At 69.7% G+C, this 15,111-nt stretch carries 13 protein-coding genes; 11 read left to right on the top strand and 2 right to left on the bottom strand.

The annotated features are described in order from the left end of the window. Positions 1–38: 38 nt before the first annotated feature. Complete coding sequence (locus tag ACZ7L7_RS01080) at positions 39–482, bottom strand: SRPBCC family protein (RefSeq protein ID WP_285514692.1); 444 nt, start codon at positions 480–482, stop codon at positions 39–41. 135 nt (positions 483–617) lie between these two features. Between ACZ7L7_RS01080 and ACZ7L7_RS01075 the strand changes: the two genes are divergently transcribed. From ACZ7L7_RS01075 to ACZ7L7_RS01060, 4 genes are all read left to right on the top strand, one after another. Beyond that, on the top strand, positions 618–1,670 hold the full coding sequence (locus ACZ7L7_RS01075) for an Rv2578c family radical SAM protein (RefSeq protein WP_285514693.1): 1,053 nt from the start codon (positions 618–620) through the stop codon (positions 1,668–1,670). A gap of 134 nt (positions 1,671–1,804) precedes the next feature. Further along, complete coding sequence (locus ACZ7L7_RS01070) at positions 1,805–3,358, top strand: alpha/beta hydrolase (RefSeq protein WP_453603243.1); 1,554 nt, start codon at positions 1,805–1,807, stop codon at positions 3,356–3,358. A 51-nt stretch (positions 3,359–3,409) separates the two neighbouring features. Further along, on the top strand, positions 3,410–3,808 hold the full coding sequence (locus ACZ7L7_RS01065; protein WP_285514695.1) for a RidA family protein: 399 nt from the start codon (positions 3,410–3,412) through the stop codon (positions 3,806–3,808). A gap of 20 nt (positions 3,809–3,828) precedes the next feature. After that, the gene (locus ACZ7L7_RS01060) at positions 3,829–4,332 is read left to right on the top strand and encodes a GNAT family N-acetyltransferase (protein ID WP_472074558.1); all 504 of its coding nucleotides are present in this window, start codon (positions 3,829–3,831) and stop codon (positions 4,330–4,332) included. Positions 4,333–4,915: 583 nt separating this feature from the next. Here the strand turns inward: ACZ7L7_RS01060 and ACZ7L7_RS01055 are convergent. Continuing rightward, positions 4,916–5,491, bottom strand: a complete 576-nt coding sequence (locus ACZ7L7_RS01055; RefSeq protein WP_285514697.1) for an adenylosuccinate lyase — start codon at positions 5,489–5,491, stop codon at positions 4,916–4,918. A gap of 380 nt (positions 5,492–5,871) precedes the next feature. Between ACZ7L7_RS01055 and ACZ7L7_RS01050 the strand changes: the two genes are divergently transcribed. The 7 genes from ACZ7L7_RS01050 (at position 5,872) to ACZ7L7_RS01020 (ending at position 15,101) form a co-directional block, all read left to right on the top strand. After that, positions 5,872–7,677, top strand: a complete 1,806-nt coding sequence (locus ACZ7L7_RS01050; protein ID WP_471428141.1) for a 3-hydroxyacyl-CoA dehydrogenase family protein — start codon at positions 5,872–5,874, stop codon at positions 7,675–7,677. A 136-nt stretch (positions 7,678–7,813) separates the two neighbouring features. Further along, positions 7,814–8,626 (top strand): TetR family transcriptional regulator, encoded by an 813-nt coding sequence (locus ACZ7L7_RS01045; RefSeq protein ID WP_285514699.1) that lies wholly within the window; start codon positions 7,814–7,816, stop codon positions 8,624–8,626. A 398-nt stretch (positions 8,627–9,024) separates the two neighbouring features. Beyond that, positions 9,025–10,362: a crotonyl-CoA carboxylase/reductase gene (ccrA, locus tag ACZ7L7_RS01040; protein WP_285514797.1), complete on the top strand. Its 1,338-nt coding sequence runs from the start codon at positions 9,025–9,027 to the stop codon at positions 10,360–10,362. A 13-nt stretch (positions 10,363–10,375) separates the two neighbouring features. Then, entirely contained in the window at positions 10,376–12,403 is a 2,028-nt protein-coding gene (locus tag ACZ7L7_RS01035; RefSeq protein WP_285514700.1) for a protein meaA, read from the top strand. Beyond that, complete coding sequence (locus ACZ7L7_RS01030) at positions 12,400–13,362, top strand: HpcH/HpaI aldolase/citrate lyase family protein (protein ID WP_285514701.1); 963 nt, start codon at positions 12,400–12,402, stop codon at positions 13,360–13,362. Before ACZ7L7_RS01035 ends, ACZ7L7_RS01030 begins: the two co-directional genes overlap by 4 nt. 5 nt (positions 13,363–13,367) lie before the next feature. Beyond that, on the top strand, positions 13,368–13,892 hold the full coding sequence (locus tag ACZ7L7_RS01025; RefSeq protein WP_093719644.1) for a MaoC family dehydratase: 525 nt from the start codon (positions 13,368–13,370) through the stop codon (positions 13,890–13,892). Positions 13,893–13,895: 3 nt separating this feature from the next. Then, the gene (locus ACZ7L7_RS01020) at positions 13,896–15,101 is read left to right on the top strand and encodes an acyl-CoA dehydrogenase family protein (protein ID WP_472074308.1); all 1,206 of its coding nucleotides are present in this window, start codon (positions 13,896–13,898) and stop codon (positions 15,099–15,101) included. The last annotated feature ends 10 nt before the right edge of the window (positions 15,102–15,111 follow it).

The raw sequence follows: 15,111 nt of genomic DNA, 5'->3' as shown, positions 1-15,111 counted from the left end.
ACCCGCAGGGCACCGGAGACTTACTTCTCCGCCTGGGCCTACTTCTCCACCTCGGCGGCGAACTTCGCGAGCAGGGCGTCGTAGATCCGGCCGAGGCCCTTGGGGGCAAAGGTCTTCTCGAAGAAGCCGCCGATACCGCCGGCACCCTGCCAGGTGGTGTGCACGACGACCCGCGACTTGCCCTCGCCGGCCGGGGTGACCCGCCAGGTGGTGACCATGGAGGAGTTGCGGTCCTTCTCGACCAGCTCGCCGTCGGTGGGCTCGGTGACCTCCAGGAGGCAGTCGCGCACCCGCTTGCTGGTCGCCTGGAGCTTCCAGTGGACGAGGGTGCCCTCGCCGTCGCCGCCCTCGCGCACCTCGTACTCGCTGAAGTGCTCGGGCAGCACCTTCTGCCGGGTGCCGCTGTAGTCGGCGAGCGCGTCGAACACCGTCTCCGCGTCCGCCGCGACGATCCGCTCCGTAGTGGCCTCGACCTGCGCCATTGACTTCCTCCAGGAGGTGAATTGCTCGGGAATGGAGGCAAGCCAACCACTCGGCGGCCCGGCCGCCCAAATCGAGGTCGCACGATCAAGGGAACATGTGTTCTATTCTGTGGCCAGTGCTACCGAGGAGGCCGCATGCGCTGGGAGAACCTCGCCCTGGAGTCCGACCACAGCCGGGCCGACGCCGCGCTGTTCGGCGCCGACGCGGTGGTCACCCGCACCTTCGACACGCCCGAGTTCCGTGGCATCACCTTCCACGAGATCCGGGCCCGCTCGATCCTCAACCGGGTGCCGGGGGCCTCCCGCATGCCCTTCGAGTGGACGGTGAACCCCTACCGGGGGTGTTCGCACGCGTGCGTCTACTGCTTCGCGCGCAAGACCCACAGCTATCTGGACCTCGACACGGGGATCGGCTTCGACTCCCAGATCGTGGTGAAGGTGAACGCCCCGGAGGTGCTGCGCCGCCAGCTCGGCTCCCGGCGCTGGCTCGGCGACCACATCGCCATGGGCACGAACGTCGACTGCTACCAGCGCGCCGAGGGACGCTACCGGCTGATGCCGGGCATCATCGGCGCCCTGCGCGACCACGCCAACCCCTTCTCGATCCTGACCAAGGGCACGCTCGTGCTGCGCGACCTGGAGCTGCTGAAGCAGGCGGCCGCGGTGACCGACGTCGGCATCTCCGTCTCCGTCGGATTCGTGGACGGCGAGCTGTGGCGGACGGTCGAGCCGGGCACGCCCGCCCCGGAGCGGCGTCTGGAGGTGGTCCGGACGTTCGGCGAGCACGGCATCGGGTGCGGGGTGCTGATGGCGCCGGTGATCCCCTTCCTGAGCGACAGCCCGGCCCAACTGCGGGACACGGTAAGGGCGATAGCGGCGGCGGGCGCGACCTCGGTGACCCCGCTGGTGCTGCATCTGCGGCCCGGCGCCCGCGAGTGGTTCATGGCATGGCTGGCCCGGCACCATCCGTATCTGGTGCGGCGCTACGAGCGGCTGTACGCGGACGGGGCGTACGCGCCCAAGTGGTACCAGCGCCGGATCACCCGTCAGGTGCACGACCTGGCGCGGGAGTACGGCATCGGACCGGCCGACGCGGGGATGCCGCGCCGCATCCGTGAACCGGAGCCCGTCGAGTCCCCGCACGCCCCAGCAGACACGACCGAACCTGTACAACTCTCGCTTATCTGAGAGCATCCGAGCGCATCTCGCGACCCGATTGGGTCAAGTCTTGGCAGAACGCGTTCTTCCGGCCGGGCTTTCCGGGACGATGCGGCGGTGGACCGTGACCTCGGTCCGAACACCCTCCGTCCTGGGAGGACTCGATGAGAAGACGCGCAGCCCTGCTGTGCGGTGCCGCCGTCGTACTGGCCGGGTCGCTGACCGCCGTGCCCGCCGAGGCGAGCGCGCCGCAGAAGGCCCCGAAGCTCGACTGGAAGAGCTGCGGGACGACGAACTATCCGACACTCCAGTGCGCCTCCCTGAAGGTGCCGCTGGACCACCGGAATCCGCACGGGCGGCAGATCACGCTCGCGCTGTCGCGGGTGCCGCACACCGCGAAGAAGTACCAGGGCCCGCTGCTGGTGAACCCCGGCGGCCCCGGAGGAAGCGGCCTGAACCTCGCCGGGTTCGTCGCCAAGTCACTGCCCGAGAAGGTGGCGGCGCAGTACGACGTCATCGGCTTCGACCCGCGCGGGGTCGGCAAGAGCACGCCCGCCCTCGACTGCAAGCCCGGCCACTTCGACCCGGTGCGCCCGGACTCGGTGCCCAGCAGCGGGGCGATCGAGCGGGCCAACCTGCTGCGGGTGAAGTCCTTCGCCGAGGCGTGCCGCGACAAGCACCGCGATCTGCTCCCGTACATCAATACGGTCAGCGCCGTGCGCGACATGGACGCGATCCGAAAGGCCGTGGGCGCCAAGCAGATCAATTACTTCGGTTACTCGTACGGCACTTATCTCGGCGCCGTCTACGCCAAGCTCTACCCGGAGCGGGTGCGGCGCCTGGTCCTGGACTCGATCGTCGACCCCACCGGCGTCTGGTACGAGGACAACCTCGGCCAGGACTACGCCTTCAACGACCGCCACCGCGCCTTCATGGCGTGGGTCGCCAAGCACAACGCGACCTACAAGCTGGGCACCGACCCGGCGAAGATCGAGAAGAAGTGGTACGCGATGCGGGCCGACCTGGCGAAGAAGCCGGCCGGCGGCAAGGTGGGCGCGGCCGAGCTGGAGGACACGTTCCTGCCGGGCGGCTACTACAACGGCTACTGGCCGTACCTGGCCGAGGCGTTCGCGGCGTACGTGGGTGACAGGAACACCGACCCGCTGGTCGAGGCGTACGACAACTTCGCCGCCATCGACGCGGCCGGGGACAACGGCTACAGCGTCTACGCCGCCGTGCAGTGCCGGGACGCGGACTGGCCGCGCAGCTGGTGGCAGTGGCGCCAGGACAACTGGGCGGTGCACGAGAAGGCACCGTTCATGACCTGGAACAACGCCTGGTACAACGCGCCGTGCGCCTTCTGGCCCACTCAGACCCTGGAGCCGGTGAACGTCGCCAACCGCAAGCTGCCGCCGGTCCTGCTGTTCCAGGCGACCGAGGACGCGGCCACGCCGTACCAGGGCGGAGTGACCATGCACCGGCTGCTGAAGGGCTCCAGCCTGGTGGTGGAGGACGGCGGCCAGAACCACGGCATCTCGCTGAGCGGGAACACGTGTCTGGACGAGCACCTCGCGAAGTACCTGACGGACGGCACGGTGCCGCGCGGCGGCGGTGCGGCCGACGCGGTGTGCGAGGCGCTGCCCGACCCGGAGCCGCTGACCGCGTCGTCCTCCTCGCGGGGCGCGACGCTGCACGGGCTGCTGGGCTTCCGCGGCTGAGCGCACCCTCCGGGGGCGGGCGTTGTCAGACCCATGGTTCACCATGGACACATGAGTGAGCTGACGAGGATTCCCGCCCCCGAAGGGGTGGCCGCCGCACCCCAGTACAGCCATGTCGTCATGGGCAGCGGCCGCTTCGTGGCCGTCGCCGGACAGCTCCCGCTGGACGAGAAGGGCGAGTTGGTCGGCGCGGAGGACCCCGCCGCCCAGGCCCGGCAGGTCTTCGAGAACCTCCGGCGCTGTCTGGCCGCCGCCGGGGCGACCTTCGAGCACGTCGTCAAACTCACCTACTACGTCACGGACCCGGCGGACCTGCCCGCGATCCGCGCGGCCCGCGCCGAGCACATACCCGACGACCGGCTGCCCGCCGCCTCGGCGGTCCAGGTGGCGGGCCTGGTCCGCCCGGACTGCCGGATGGAGATCGAGGCGTTCGCGGTGGTGCCGGAGTGACCGGCGTCCGGGTGCGGGAGATGGTGTACGACGACTGCGACCGCGTGGCGGAGATCCGCGTGACCGGCTGGCGCACCGCGTACGCGGGCCTGGTGCCGCGGTCCTACCTCGACTCCCTGGACATCGAGGAGGACGCCGCCCGGCACCGCGCCCGCTTCACGTCGGCCGACGGCAGCGCGGTGAACCTGATCGCCGAGCACGACGGCAAGCCGGTGGGCTGGTCCTGCCACGGCCCGTACCGCGACGGCGACACCCGCACGGCCGACGCCGAGCTGTACGCGATCTACGTCGACCCGGCCCACTGGGGCAGGGGCGCGGGCCAGGCCCTCCTGGCGGAGTCCCTGCACCGCTGCACGGCCGCCAGCCACCCCCGCATGCTCCTCTGGGTCCTCCAGCACAACACCCCGGCCCGCCGCTTCTACGAACGCTCCGGCTTCCGCCCGGACGGCACGGAGGAGCCCTTCGAAGTGGACGGCGTCCAGGTCCCCGAGGTGCGCTACGCCCGCCGCCTGACTCCGGGCTGACGGCCCACCACGGCCCCTGCCGGCGTCACACCCGCACAGATGCGGCCCCGGCGGGGACGCCACGGGAACCCAAGCGCGGGCAGCCAACACCCGAGGCCATCGGCCACACGCCCCAGCCCGGGGCACGCCCCTCGTGCTGGGCGCACGCCCGGACCCAACGCGCAACACCCGCCGACCACTTACGAACTGGCGTCACACCCCTCGGATACAGCCCCCGCCCTGCCACGGGAACCCTGGCCACGGGCAGCCAACACCTTGAGCCATCGCCCGCACCACCCAGCCCGGGACGCGCCTCCGTGCTGGGCCCACGCCCGGCCGACGCGCAGCACCCGTCGGCCAACCACGAACTGACGGCCACACCACGGTCGCGCCGCTGGCGTCACACCCCTGCGGATGCGGCCCCCGCCCGCCACGGGAACCCTGGCCGGGGGCACCCGGGGCGGTCGGCCGCGTCGCCCCGCCCCGGGACGTGCCCGCAGCGCTGGGCGCGCGCGTCCGGAACGGCACGACCCGCGCCTCTGGGGCGTGCCCAAAGTGCCGCACCTGCGCCCGCGGCCCCTCGCCGCCCAGCCCCGCCGGAGGCTCACCGCTGCTTCGGGATCCGCGCCAGCGCGTGTACCGCCGCCTCCGCCAGGGCCGGGTGGGCCAGGGCCTCGTTCAGGACGGTCCGGGCCCGGGGGTCGCCCAGGGTGCCGAGGCCCTCCACGCAGGCCAGGGCGACTCGGCGGTAGGGGTCGTGGGGGTGCAGTCGGCGTTCGAGGGTGGTGATGAGGGCGGGGACGGCTTCCGGGGCCCGCAGGCGGACCAGGAGGCGGACCGGGTGCAGGGCGTAGGCGACGCGGAGTTCGTTGGTGGCGAGGGCCGCCGCCGCGCGGGCCGTGCGCGGGTCGCCGAGTCGGGCCAGGGCGTGCGCCGCACAGACGCAGCGCTCGGGGTCCCGGTGGTTCAGCAGCAGGACCAGGGACTCGAACGCCCTCCGGTCACCCGCGAGTCCGAGCCGGAAAGCGGCCAGCTCCCGCGCCCACAGCGACTGCCCCGGCGCGGTCAGCACCTCGGCCAGCTCATCGGTGTCCTCGGTCGCGAGGAGCCGCTCGAACCCGGCACCGCCGCCCGACTCCCGCCGTAAGCGCTCCGTGAGTGATCGCAACTCTTCGTCCATGTACCGAGCGTATGGGCGCCCGCGACGGGACGGGACCTACATCACAAAGACGAGGAGGAACGGGGACTGGCGTGCTCGTTACCCGCCGGTTAAGCTCAGACGAGCGAGATACCCCCTCGCAACCACCCGCGGTGGCCTGGTGACGCAGCCGCTGCGGGACAAGTCGGTTCGGTGCCTCAGGTACCGCCAGTACGACTCGGCCACGGGACAGGGCCGGTCGGCCATCGCCGTTCACCGGACGTGTGCGCGTCCGCGTCGACGGCACCGGGCGTGTGCGCTAGCAGCCCGGACCTACACCCGCATCTCTATCCGCACCCGGTGCGCCCCTCGGCGCACCCGGGCGCGTTCCCAGTCGTCACCCTCTTTTCTGGAGTCCCGCGATGGCCACTCCCCTGTCCGACACCCCTCAGTCCTCGATCCGGACCGTCGCCGTCGTCGGCCTCGGCACCATGGGCACCGGTATCACCGAGGTCCTCGCCAAGGCCGGCCGCGCTGTCATCGGCATCGACATCAGCGAGGCCGCCGCCGCCCAGTCGCTCGCCGCCGTGGAGTCCTCCACCGCCCGCGCCGTGGAGCGCGGCAAGCTCACCGAGGCCGAGCGCACCGACGCCCTCGCCCGTATCCGCACCACCACCGACCTCACCGAGGCGGCCGACGCCGACCTGGTCATCGAGGTCGCGCCGGAGTCGTACGAGATCAAGCACCAGATCTTCCGGGCACTGGACGGCATCGTGCGCCCCGAGACGATCCTGGCCACCGGCACCAACGCCCTGTCCGTCACCCGGCTCGCCGCCGACTCGGCGCGTCCGGAGCGGGTGCTGGGGCTGCACTTCTTCAACCCGGCGCCGGCGATGAAGCTGGTCGAGGTGGTCTCCTCGGTGCTGACCGCGCCCACCGCCGTCAGCGCCGTCACCGAACTCGCCGTGGACCTCGGCAAGGAGCCCGTCGCGGTCGGCGACCGGCCCGGATTCGTCGCCGACGGACTGCTGTTCGGCTACCTGAACCAGGCCGCCGCGATGTACGAGGCCAAGTACGCCTCCCGCGAGGACATCGACGCCGCGATGCGGCTTGGCTGCGGTCTGCCCATGGGCCCGCTGGCCCTGCTGGACCTCATCGGCATCGACACCGCGCGCACCGTCCTGGAGGCCATGTACGCCGAGTCCCACGACCGGCTGCACGCCCCGGCGCCGATCCTGAAGCAGCTCAGCGAGGCGGGGCTGACGGGCCGTAAGTCGGGCCGCGGCTTCTACACCTACGAGGCCCCGGGCAGCCCGGTCGTCGTGCGGGACGCGCTGACGCCGCTGGAGGGCTCCGTGCAGGCCCCCGGCCGCGAGGTGCGCTCCGTCGGTGTGGCCGGTTCCGGCACCATGGCCTCCGGTATCGCCGAGGTCTTCGCCAAGGCCGGCTACGACGTCGTCCTCGCCGCCCGCAGCCAGGAGAAGGCCGAGGCCGCGAAGGCCAGGATCGGCAAGTCCCTGTCCCGTTCCGTGGACAAGGGCCGGATGACCGCCGAGGCCGCCGCGCAGACCCTGGACCGGATCACCCCGGCCGGCAGCTACGACTCCTTCGCCGAGGTCGACCTCGCCGTCGAGGCCGTCGCCGAGGACCTGGAGATCAAGCAGCAGCTGTTCGCCACGCTGGACAAGGTCTGCAAGCCGGGCGCGGTGCTCGCCACCACGACCTCCTCGCTGCCGGTCGTCGCCTGCGCCCGGGCCACCTCGCGTCCGCAGGACGTGATCGGCATGCACTTCTTCAACCCGGCCCCGGCGATGAAGCTGGTCGAGGTGGTCCGCACGGTTCTGACCGCCGACGACGTGCACGCCACGGTCCGCGAGGTCTGCGGCCGGATCAGGAAGCACGCCGTGGACTGCGGCGACCGGGCCGGATTCATCGTGAACGCGCTGCTGTTCCCGTACCTGAACAACGCGATCAAGATGGTCCAGGAGCACTACGCCTCGCTCGACGACATCGACGCCGCGATGAAGCTCGGCGGCGGCTACCCCATGGGCCCGTTCGAGCTGCTGGACGTGGTCGGGCTCGATGTCTCGCTGGCCATCGAGAAGGTGCTGCACCGCGAGTTCCGCGACCCGGGCCTGGCCCCGGCGCCGCTGCTGGAGCACCTGGTGGCCGCGGGCTGCCTCGGCCGCAAGACGGGCCGCGGCTTCCGCGAATATGCCCGCCGGTGACCGCCCCGGCGACTGGTTCCGCGTAGGCGAGGACTGGGGCGGACTGCTCGACCCCGCGGCCACTCCCCCGCCCGCCCAGGGCGGGGGAACCCCGGGACATGCGCACCATCCTGCGCAGATGCAGTACGTTCGGGTCATGTCCCAGCCCGCCAAGTCCTCACGTACACCAGCCACGCCCGACGCGCCCGAAAGCGCCGCGGGCACGCGCGCGGCCGCCCAGCGGCTCAAGATGCGCCGGGAGCTGGCGGCCGCGGCGATGGAGCTGTTCGCCACCAAGGGGTACGAGGCGACCACCGTCGACGAGATCGCGGCCGCGGCCGGTGTCGCCCGCCGCACCTTCTTCCGGCACTTCCGCTCCAAGGAAGAGGCGATCTTCCCCGATCACGACGACACCCTGATCCGCGCCGAGGCGGTGCTCAACGCCGCCCCCGCGCACGAGCATCCGCTCGACACGGTGTGCCGCGGGATCAAGGAAGTGATGCGGATGTACGCGGCCCGCCCGGAGATCTCGGTCGCCCGCTACAAGCTCACGCGCGAGGTGCCCACCCTGCGCGAGGCCGAGATCGCCTCGGTGGCCCGCTACGAACGCCTCTTCACCCGGTACCTGCTCGGCCACTTCGACGAGCACGCCCACGACGACGACGCCAACGACGACCCGCTGCTGGCGGAGGTGGCCGCCTCCGCCGTGGTCACCGCGCACAACCATGTGCTGCGGCGCTGGCTGCGGGCGGGCGGACAGGGCGATGTGGAGGCGCAGCTGGACCACGCCTTCGCGATCGTCCGCAAGACCTTCGGCACCGGAATCGGGGCCGGCCGCACGACCCCGCAGCCGGCGCCGGTCGCGGCGACCGCCTCCACCCACGGCGAGGTGCTGGTGACGGTGGCCCGCACGGACGCCCCCCTGGACCAGGTCATGCGGACCATCGAGGAGGCGCTCAAGGAGCGCTGAAGGCCCCTACGAGGGCAGTTCGCCAATGTGATGACGGCCACCCCACCGGGTGGCCGTTTTGGCATGTCAGAGCAGGTTTTCCGGCGCTTTTCAGGACGCGTTCGATCGATCATCGCTCATTTGTTACGTAAAGATTTCACCTGAGAGCAACTTCTGGCACTCAGTGCCTTGCGGCCTGACACGCGGTGTCATACGTTCATGGTGTCCGGCCTGTCCCGACGAGCCCAACGGCTCGCGCGCCGGACGCCTGCGTCACAGGCACCTCCCGCGCCACAAAGCGCTGCCGAACCCGCACCACCCCGCCGAACCGACGGCACCCAACCCACCCTCAGCAGCACCGACGTAACCCTCAGCGCCCCTCCCTCAGGGCGCTCATCGCCGGAGGCATCACCGTGACCGTGAAGGACATCCTGGACGCGATCCAGTCGCCCGACTCCACCTCGGCCGACTTCGCGAATCTGCCGCTCCCCGAGTCGTACCGCGCGATCACCGTGCACAAGGACGAGCAGGAGATGTTCGCGGGCATCAGCACCCGCGACAAGGACCCGCGCAAGTCGCTCCACCTCGACGACGTGCCGCTGCCGGAGCTGGGCCCCGGCGAGGCCCTGGTGGCCGTCATGGCCTCCTCCGTCAACTACAACTCGGTGTGGACCTCGATCTTCGAGCCGCTGCCGACCTTCGGCTTCCTGGAGCGCTACGGCCGCCTCTCCGAGCTGACCAAGCGCCACGACCTGCCGTACCACATCATCGGCTCCGACCTCGCGGGCGTCGTCCTGCGCACCGGCCCCGGCGTCAACGCCTGGAAGCCCGGTGACGAGGTCGTCGCGCACTGCCTGAGCGTGGAGCTGGAGTCCTCCGACGGCCACAACGACACGATGCTCGACCCCGAGCAGCGGATCTGGGGCTTCGAGACCAACTTCGGCGGCCTCGCCGAGATCGCCCTGGTCAAGTCCAACCAGCTGATGCCCAAGCCGGGCCACCTCAGCTGGGAGGAGGCCGCGGCGCCGGGCCTGGTCAACTCCACCGCCTACCGCCAGCTGGTCTCCCGCAACGGCGCCGGCATGAAGCAGGGCGACAACGTCCTGATCTGGGGCGCGAGCGGCGGACTCGGCTCCTACGCCACCCAGTTCGCACTGGCCGGCGGCGCCAACCCGATCTGTGTGGTGAGCAGCCCTCAGAAGGCCGAGATCTGCCGGGCGATGGGCGCCGAGGCGATCATCGACCGCAACGCCGAGGGCTACAAGTTCTGGAAGGACGAGCACACCCAGGACCCGAAGGAGTGGAAGCGCTTCGGCAAGCGCATCCGTGAGCTGACCGGCGGCGAGGACATCGACATCGTCTTCGAGCACCCGGGCCGCGAGACCTTCGGCGCGAGCGTCTTCGTCACCCGCAAGGGCGGCACGATCACCACCTGCGCCTCGACCTCGGGCTACATGCACGAGTACGACAACCGCTACCTGTGGATGTCGCTGAAGCGGATCATCGGTTCGCACTTCGCCAACTACCGCGAGGCGTGGGAGGCCAACCGCCTGATCGCGAAGGGCAAGATCCACCCGACGCTGTCGAAGACCTACTCCCTGGAGGAGACCGGCCAGGCCGCGTTCGACGTGCACCGCAACCTCCACCAGGGCAAGGTCGGCGTGCTCTGCCTCGCCCCCGAGGAGGGCCTGGGTGTGCGCGACGAGGAGATGCGCGCCAAGCACATCGACGCCATCAACCGCTTCCGCAACATCTGAGGGCACCAGGAACATGAGCGAGCGTCAGAAAGACCGGCCGTGGTTGATGCGGACCTATGCCGGTCACTCCACGGCGGAAGCGTCCAACGAGCTGTACCGGCGCAATCTCGCCAAGGGTCAGACCGGTCTGTCCGTCGCCTTCGACCTGCCGACGCAGACCGGCTACGACCCCGACCACATCCTCGCCCGCGGCGAGGTCGGCCGGGTCGGTGTGCCGGTCTCGCACGTCGGTGACATGCGCCGGCTGTTCCAGGACATCCCCCTGGAGCAGATGAACACCTCGATGACGATCAACGCCACCGCCATGTGGCTGCTGGCGCTCTACCAGGTCGTCGCCGAGGAGCAGGGTGCCGACATCACCAAGCTCCAGGGCACGACCCAGAACGACATCGTCAAGGAGTACCTCTCCCGCGGCACGCACGTCTTCCCGCCCGGGCCGAGCCTGCGCCTGACGACGGACATGATCGCGTACACGGTGTCCCACATCCCCAAGTGGAACCCGATCAACATCTGCAGCTACCACCTGCAGGAGGCGGGCGCCACGCCGGTCCAGGAGATCGCGTACGCGATGTCCACGGCCATCGCGGTGCTCGACGCCGTGAAGGCCGGCGGCCAGGTGCCCGAGGAGCGCATGGGCGACGTCGTCGCCCGGATCTCCTTCTTCGTGAACGCGGGCGTCCGCTTCGTCGAGGAGATGTGCAAGATGCGCGCCTTCGGCCGCATCTGGGACAGGATCACGCGTGAGCGCTACGGCATCCAGGACCCCAAGCAGCGCCGCTTCCGCTACGGCGTCCAGGTCAACTCCCTGGGCCTGACGGAGGCACAGCCGGAGAACAACGTCCAGCGGATCGTGCTGGAGATGCTGGCGGTCACCCTCTCCAAGGACGCCCGCGCGCGTGCTGTGCAGCTCCCCGCCTGGAACGAGGCCCTGGGTCTGCCCAGGCCCTGGGACCAGCAGTGGTCGCTGCGCATCCAGCAGGTCCTCGCCCACGAGAGCGACCTGCTGGAGTACGACGACATCTTCGAGGGCTCGAAGGTGATCGAGGCCAAGGTCGAGGCGCTGGTGGAGGAGTCGCTCGCGGAGATCGAGCGGATCCAGGAGATGGGCGGCGCGATGGCGGCCGTCGAGTCCGGCTACCTCAAGTCGCAGCTGGTCGCCTCGCACGCCGAGCGCCGGGCCCGGATCGAGTCCGGCGAGGAGAAGATCGTCGGCGTCAACATCTTCGAGACGACCGAGCCCAACCCGCTCACCGCCGACCTGGACACCGCCATCCAGACGGTCGACCCCGCCGTCGAGGAGCAGGTGATCGCGGCCCTGCGGCACTGGCGTGACACGCGCTACCAGCCGCCCTTCAACCACCCGCGCCCCTGCAAGGCGCTGGAGAGGCTGAAGGAGGCCGCCAAGGGCACCGAGAACCTCATGGAGGCCACGCTGGAGTGCGCCCGCGCGGGTGTCACCACCGGCGAGTGGGCCGGCGCCCTGCGCGAGGTGTTCGGCGAGTTCCGGGCGCCCACCGGGGTCTCCTCCGCGCCGGTCGCGGTGACCGCCGCCGAGGGCACCGCGCTGGCGGAGGTGCGCCGCAAGGTGGAGCTGACGGCGAAGGACATGAACGCCGGCAAGCTGCGCTTCCTGGTCGGCAAGCCGGGCCTGGACGGCCACTCCAACGGCGCCGAGCAGATCGCGGTGCGCGCCCGTGACGCCGGGTTCGAGGTGGTCTACCAGGGCATCCGGCTCACCCCGGAGCAGATCGTGGACGCGGCCCTCGCCGAGGACGTGCACGCGGTCGGCCTGTCCATCCTCTCCGGCTCGCACGCCCAGCTGGTCCCGGACGTGCTGGAGCGGCTGCGTGTGGCCGGTGCCACAGATATCCCGGTGATCGCCGGTGGCATCATCCCGAGTGGCGACGCCGAGCAGCTCAAGGCCGCGGGAGTGGCCGCCGTCTTCACCCCGAAGGACTTCGACATCACCGGGATCATCGGCCGCATCGTCGACGAGATCCGCAAAGCGAACAAGCTCGACCCCCTGGAGGTCCCCGCATGACCACGGTCAACCGCCTTCGCCCCCGGCGTTCCTGCCTGGCGGTACCGGGCTCGAACCCGCGCTTCCTGGAGAAGGCCCAGGGCCTCCCCGCCGACCAGGTCTTCCTGGACCTGGAGGACGCCTGCGCGCCGCTCGCCAAGCCCGAGGCGCGGCACACCATCGTCAAGTTCCTCAACGAGGGCGACTGGACGGGCAAGACGCGCGTGGTCCGGGTCAACGACTGGACGACGGAGTGGACGTACCGCGATGTCGTGACCGTCGTCGAGGGCGCCGGCCAGAACCTCGACTGCATCATGCTGCCGAAGGTGCAGACGGCCCAGCAGGTCGTCGCGCTGGACCTTCTGCTGACCCAGATCGAGAAGACGATGGGCTTCGAGGTCGGCAGGATCGGCATCGAGGCGCAGATCGAGAACGCGCAGGGCCTGAACAACGTCAACGAGATCGCCCAGGCCTCCCCCCGCCTGGAGACGATCATCTTCGGCCCGGCCGACTTCATGGCGTCCATCAACATGAAGTCCCTGGTCGTGGGCGAGCAGCCGCCCGGCTACCCGGCGGACGCCTACCACTACATCCTGATGAAGATCCTGATGGCCGCCCGCGCCAACGACCTCCAGGCGATCGACGGTCCCTACCTGCAGATCCGCAACGTCGAGGGCTACCGCGCGGTCGCCCAGCGCGCCGCCGCGCTCGGCTTCGACGGCAAGTGGGTGCTGCACCCGGGCCAGGTCGAGGCGTCCAACGAGATCTTCTCGCCCTCGCAGGAGGACTACGACCACGCCGAACTGATCCTGGACGCGTACGAGTACTACACGTCCGAGGCGGGCGGGAAGAAGGGCTCGGCGATGCTCGGCGACGAGATGATCGACGAGGCCAGCCGCAAGATGGCCCTGGTCATCGCGGGCAAGGGACGCGCCGCCGGTATGCGGCGCACCAGCAAGTTCGAGATCCCGGAGGCCTGAGCGCGATGCAGTTCGGACGCACCTACGAGGAGTTCGAGGTCGGGGCGACGTACAAGCACTGGCCGGGCAAGACGGTCACCGAGTACGACGACCACCTGTTCTGTCTCCTCACCATGAACCACCACCCGCTCCACATGGACACCAACTATGCGGAGAAGACGACGGACTTCGGCAAGAACGTCGTCGTCGGGAACTACATCTACTCGCTGCTGCTCGGCATGAGCGTGCCGGACATCTCCGGCAAGGCGATCGCCAACCTGGAGATCGAGTCGCTCAAGCACGTGGCGCCGACCTTCCACGGCGACACGATCTACGGCGAGACCACCGTCCTCGACAAGTGGCCGTCGAAGTCGAAGAACGACCGCGGCATCGTCTACGTCGAGACCAAGGGCTACAAGCAGGACGGCACGCTGGTCTGCGTGTTCCGCCGCAAGGTGATGGTGCCCACCGAGACGTACATCAAGGAGCGCGGCGGCGAGCAGCCGGGCCGCCCGGAACTGAACGCCCCTTCGGAAAAGACGGAGAAGTAGGCCATGGCCCGTCTCGCCCAGACCGCCGGTCTGACCGACATCCAGCAGGAGATCCTCTCCACCGTCCGCGACTTCGTGGACAAGGAGATCATCCCGGTCGCCACCGAGCTGGAGCACCGCGACGAGTATCCGCAGCAGATCGTCGACGGTCTCAAGGAGTTGGGCCTGTTCGGCCTGATGATCCCCGAGGAGTACGGCGGCCTGGGCGAGTCCCTTCTGACGTACGCCCTGTGCGTCGAGGAGATCGCGCGCGGCTGGATGTCGGTGTCCGGCATCATCAACACGCACTTCATCGTGGCGTACATGCTCAAGCAGCACGGCACGCAGGAGCAGAAGGACTACTTCCTGCCGAGGATGGCGGCCGGCGACATCCGCGGCGCCTTCTCCATGTCGGAGCCGGGCCTGGGTTCCGATGTGTCGGCGATCACATCGAAGGCGGTCAAGGACGGCGACGAGTACGTCCTCAACGGCCAGAAGATGTGGCTGACGAACGGCGGAACGTCGTCCCTCGTGGCCGTTCTGGTGCGAAGTGACGAAGGACACCCCGAGGGCACGGCGCCCCACAAGTCGATGACGACCTTCCTGATCGAGAAGGAGCCCGGTTTCGGTGAGGTCCGCCCCGGCCTGACCATTCCGGGCAAGATCGACAAGATGGGGTACAAGGGGGTCGACACCACCGAACTCATCATGGATGGCCTGCGAGTTCCGGCCGACCGGGTGCTCGGCGGGGTCACCGGCCGAGGTTTTTACCAAATGATGGACGGCGTCGAAGTCGGCCGCGTCAACGTCGCGGCGCGTGGCTGCGGTGTCGCTCAGCGCGCCTTCGAGCTCGGTGTCCAGTACGCCCAGCAGCGTCACACTTTCGGCAAGCCGATCGCCCAGCACCAGGCGATCCAGTTCAAGCTGGCCGAGATGGCTACCAAGGTCGAGGCCGCGCATGCGATGATGGTGAACGCGGCACGCAAAAAGGACTCCGGGGAGCGAAACGACCTCGAAGCAGGGATGGCGAAGTACCTCGCCTCCGAGTACTGCAAGGAGGTCGTCGAAGACGCCTTCCGGATCCACGGCGGCTACGGCTTCTCCAAGGAGTACGAGATCGAGCGCCTCTACCGGGAGGCTCCGATGCTGCTGATCGGCGAAGGTACCGCCGAGATCCAGAAAATGATCATCGGTCGCAGGCTGCTCGAAGAGTATCGATTCCAGGGCTGATTGTCCGGAT

Source organism: Streptomyces sp. NPDC110618 (assembly GCF_055657065.1).
This window is presented reverse-complemented; position numbering and strand designations above follow the sequence as displayed.

What these genes read in the sequence shown, in the direction of transcription:
- ACZ7L7_RS01020 (WP_472074308.1), top strand. Translation starts at nt 13,896, where the DNA reads ATGGCCCGTCTCGCCCAGACCGCCGGTCTGACCGACATCCAGCAGGAG.
- ACZ7L7_RS01025 (WP_093719644.1), top strand. Translation starts at nt 13,368, where the DNA reads ATGCAGTTCGGACGCACCTACGAGGAGTTCGAGGTCGGGGCGACGTAC.
- ACZ7L7_RS01050 (WP_471428141.1), top strand. Translation starts at nt 5,872, where the DNA reads ATGGCCACTCCCCTGTCCGACACCCCTCAGTCCTCGATCCGGACCGTC.
- ACZ7L7_RS01065 (WP_285514695.1), top strand. Translation starts at nt 3,410, where the DNA reads ATGAGTGAGCTGACGAGGATTCCCGCCCCCGAAGGGGTGGCCGCCGCA.
- ACZ7L7_RS01075 (WP_285514693.1), top strand. Translation starts at nt 618, where the DNA reads ATGCGCTGGGAGAACCTCGCCCTGGAGTCCGACCACAGCCGGGCCGAC.
- ACZ7L7_RS01035 (WP_285514700.1), top strand. Translation starts at nt 10,376, where the DNA reads ATGAGCGAGCGTCAGAAAGACCGGCCGTGGTTGATGCGGACCTATGCC.
- ACZ7L7_RS01080 (WP_285514692.1), bottom strand. Translation starts at nt 482, where the DNA reads ATGGCGCAGGTCGAGGCCACTACGGAGCGGATCGTCGCGGCGGACGCG.
- ACZ7L7_RS01030 (WP_285514701.1), top strand. Translation starts at nt 12,400, where the DNA reads ATGACCACGGTCAACCGCCTTCGCCCCCGGCGTTCCTGCCTGGCGGTA.
- ACZ7L7_RS01045 (WP_285514699.1), top strand. Translation starts at nt 7,814, where the DNA reads ATGTCCCAGCCCGCCAAGTCCTCACGTACACCAGCCACGCCCGACGCG.
- ACZ7L7_RS01070 (WP_453603243.1), top strand. Translation starts at nt 1,805, where the DNA reads ATGAGAAGACGCGCAGCCCTGCTGTGCGGTGCCGCCGTCGTACTGGCC.
- ACZ7L7_RS01055 (WP_285514697.1), bottom strand. Translation starts at nt 5,491, where the DNA reads ATGGACGAAGAGTTGCGATCACTCACGGAGCGCTTACGGCGGGAGTCG.
- ACZ7L7_RS01060 (WP_472074558.1), top strand. Translation starts at nt 3,829, where the DNA reads ATGGTGTACGACGACTGCGACCGCGTGGCGGAGATCCGCGTGACCGGC.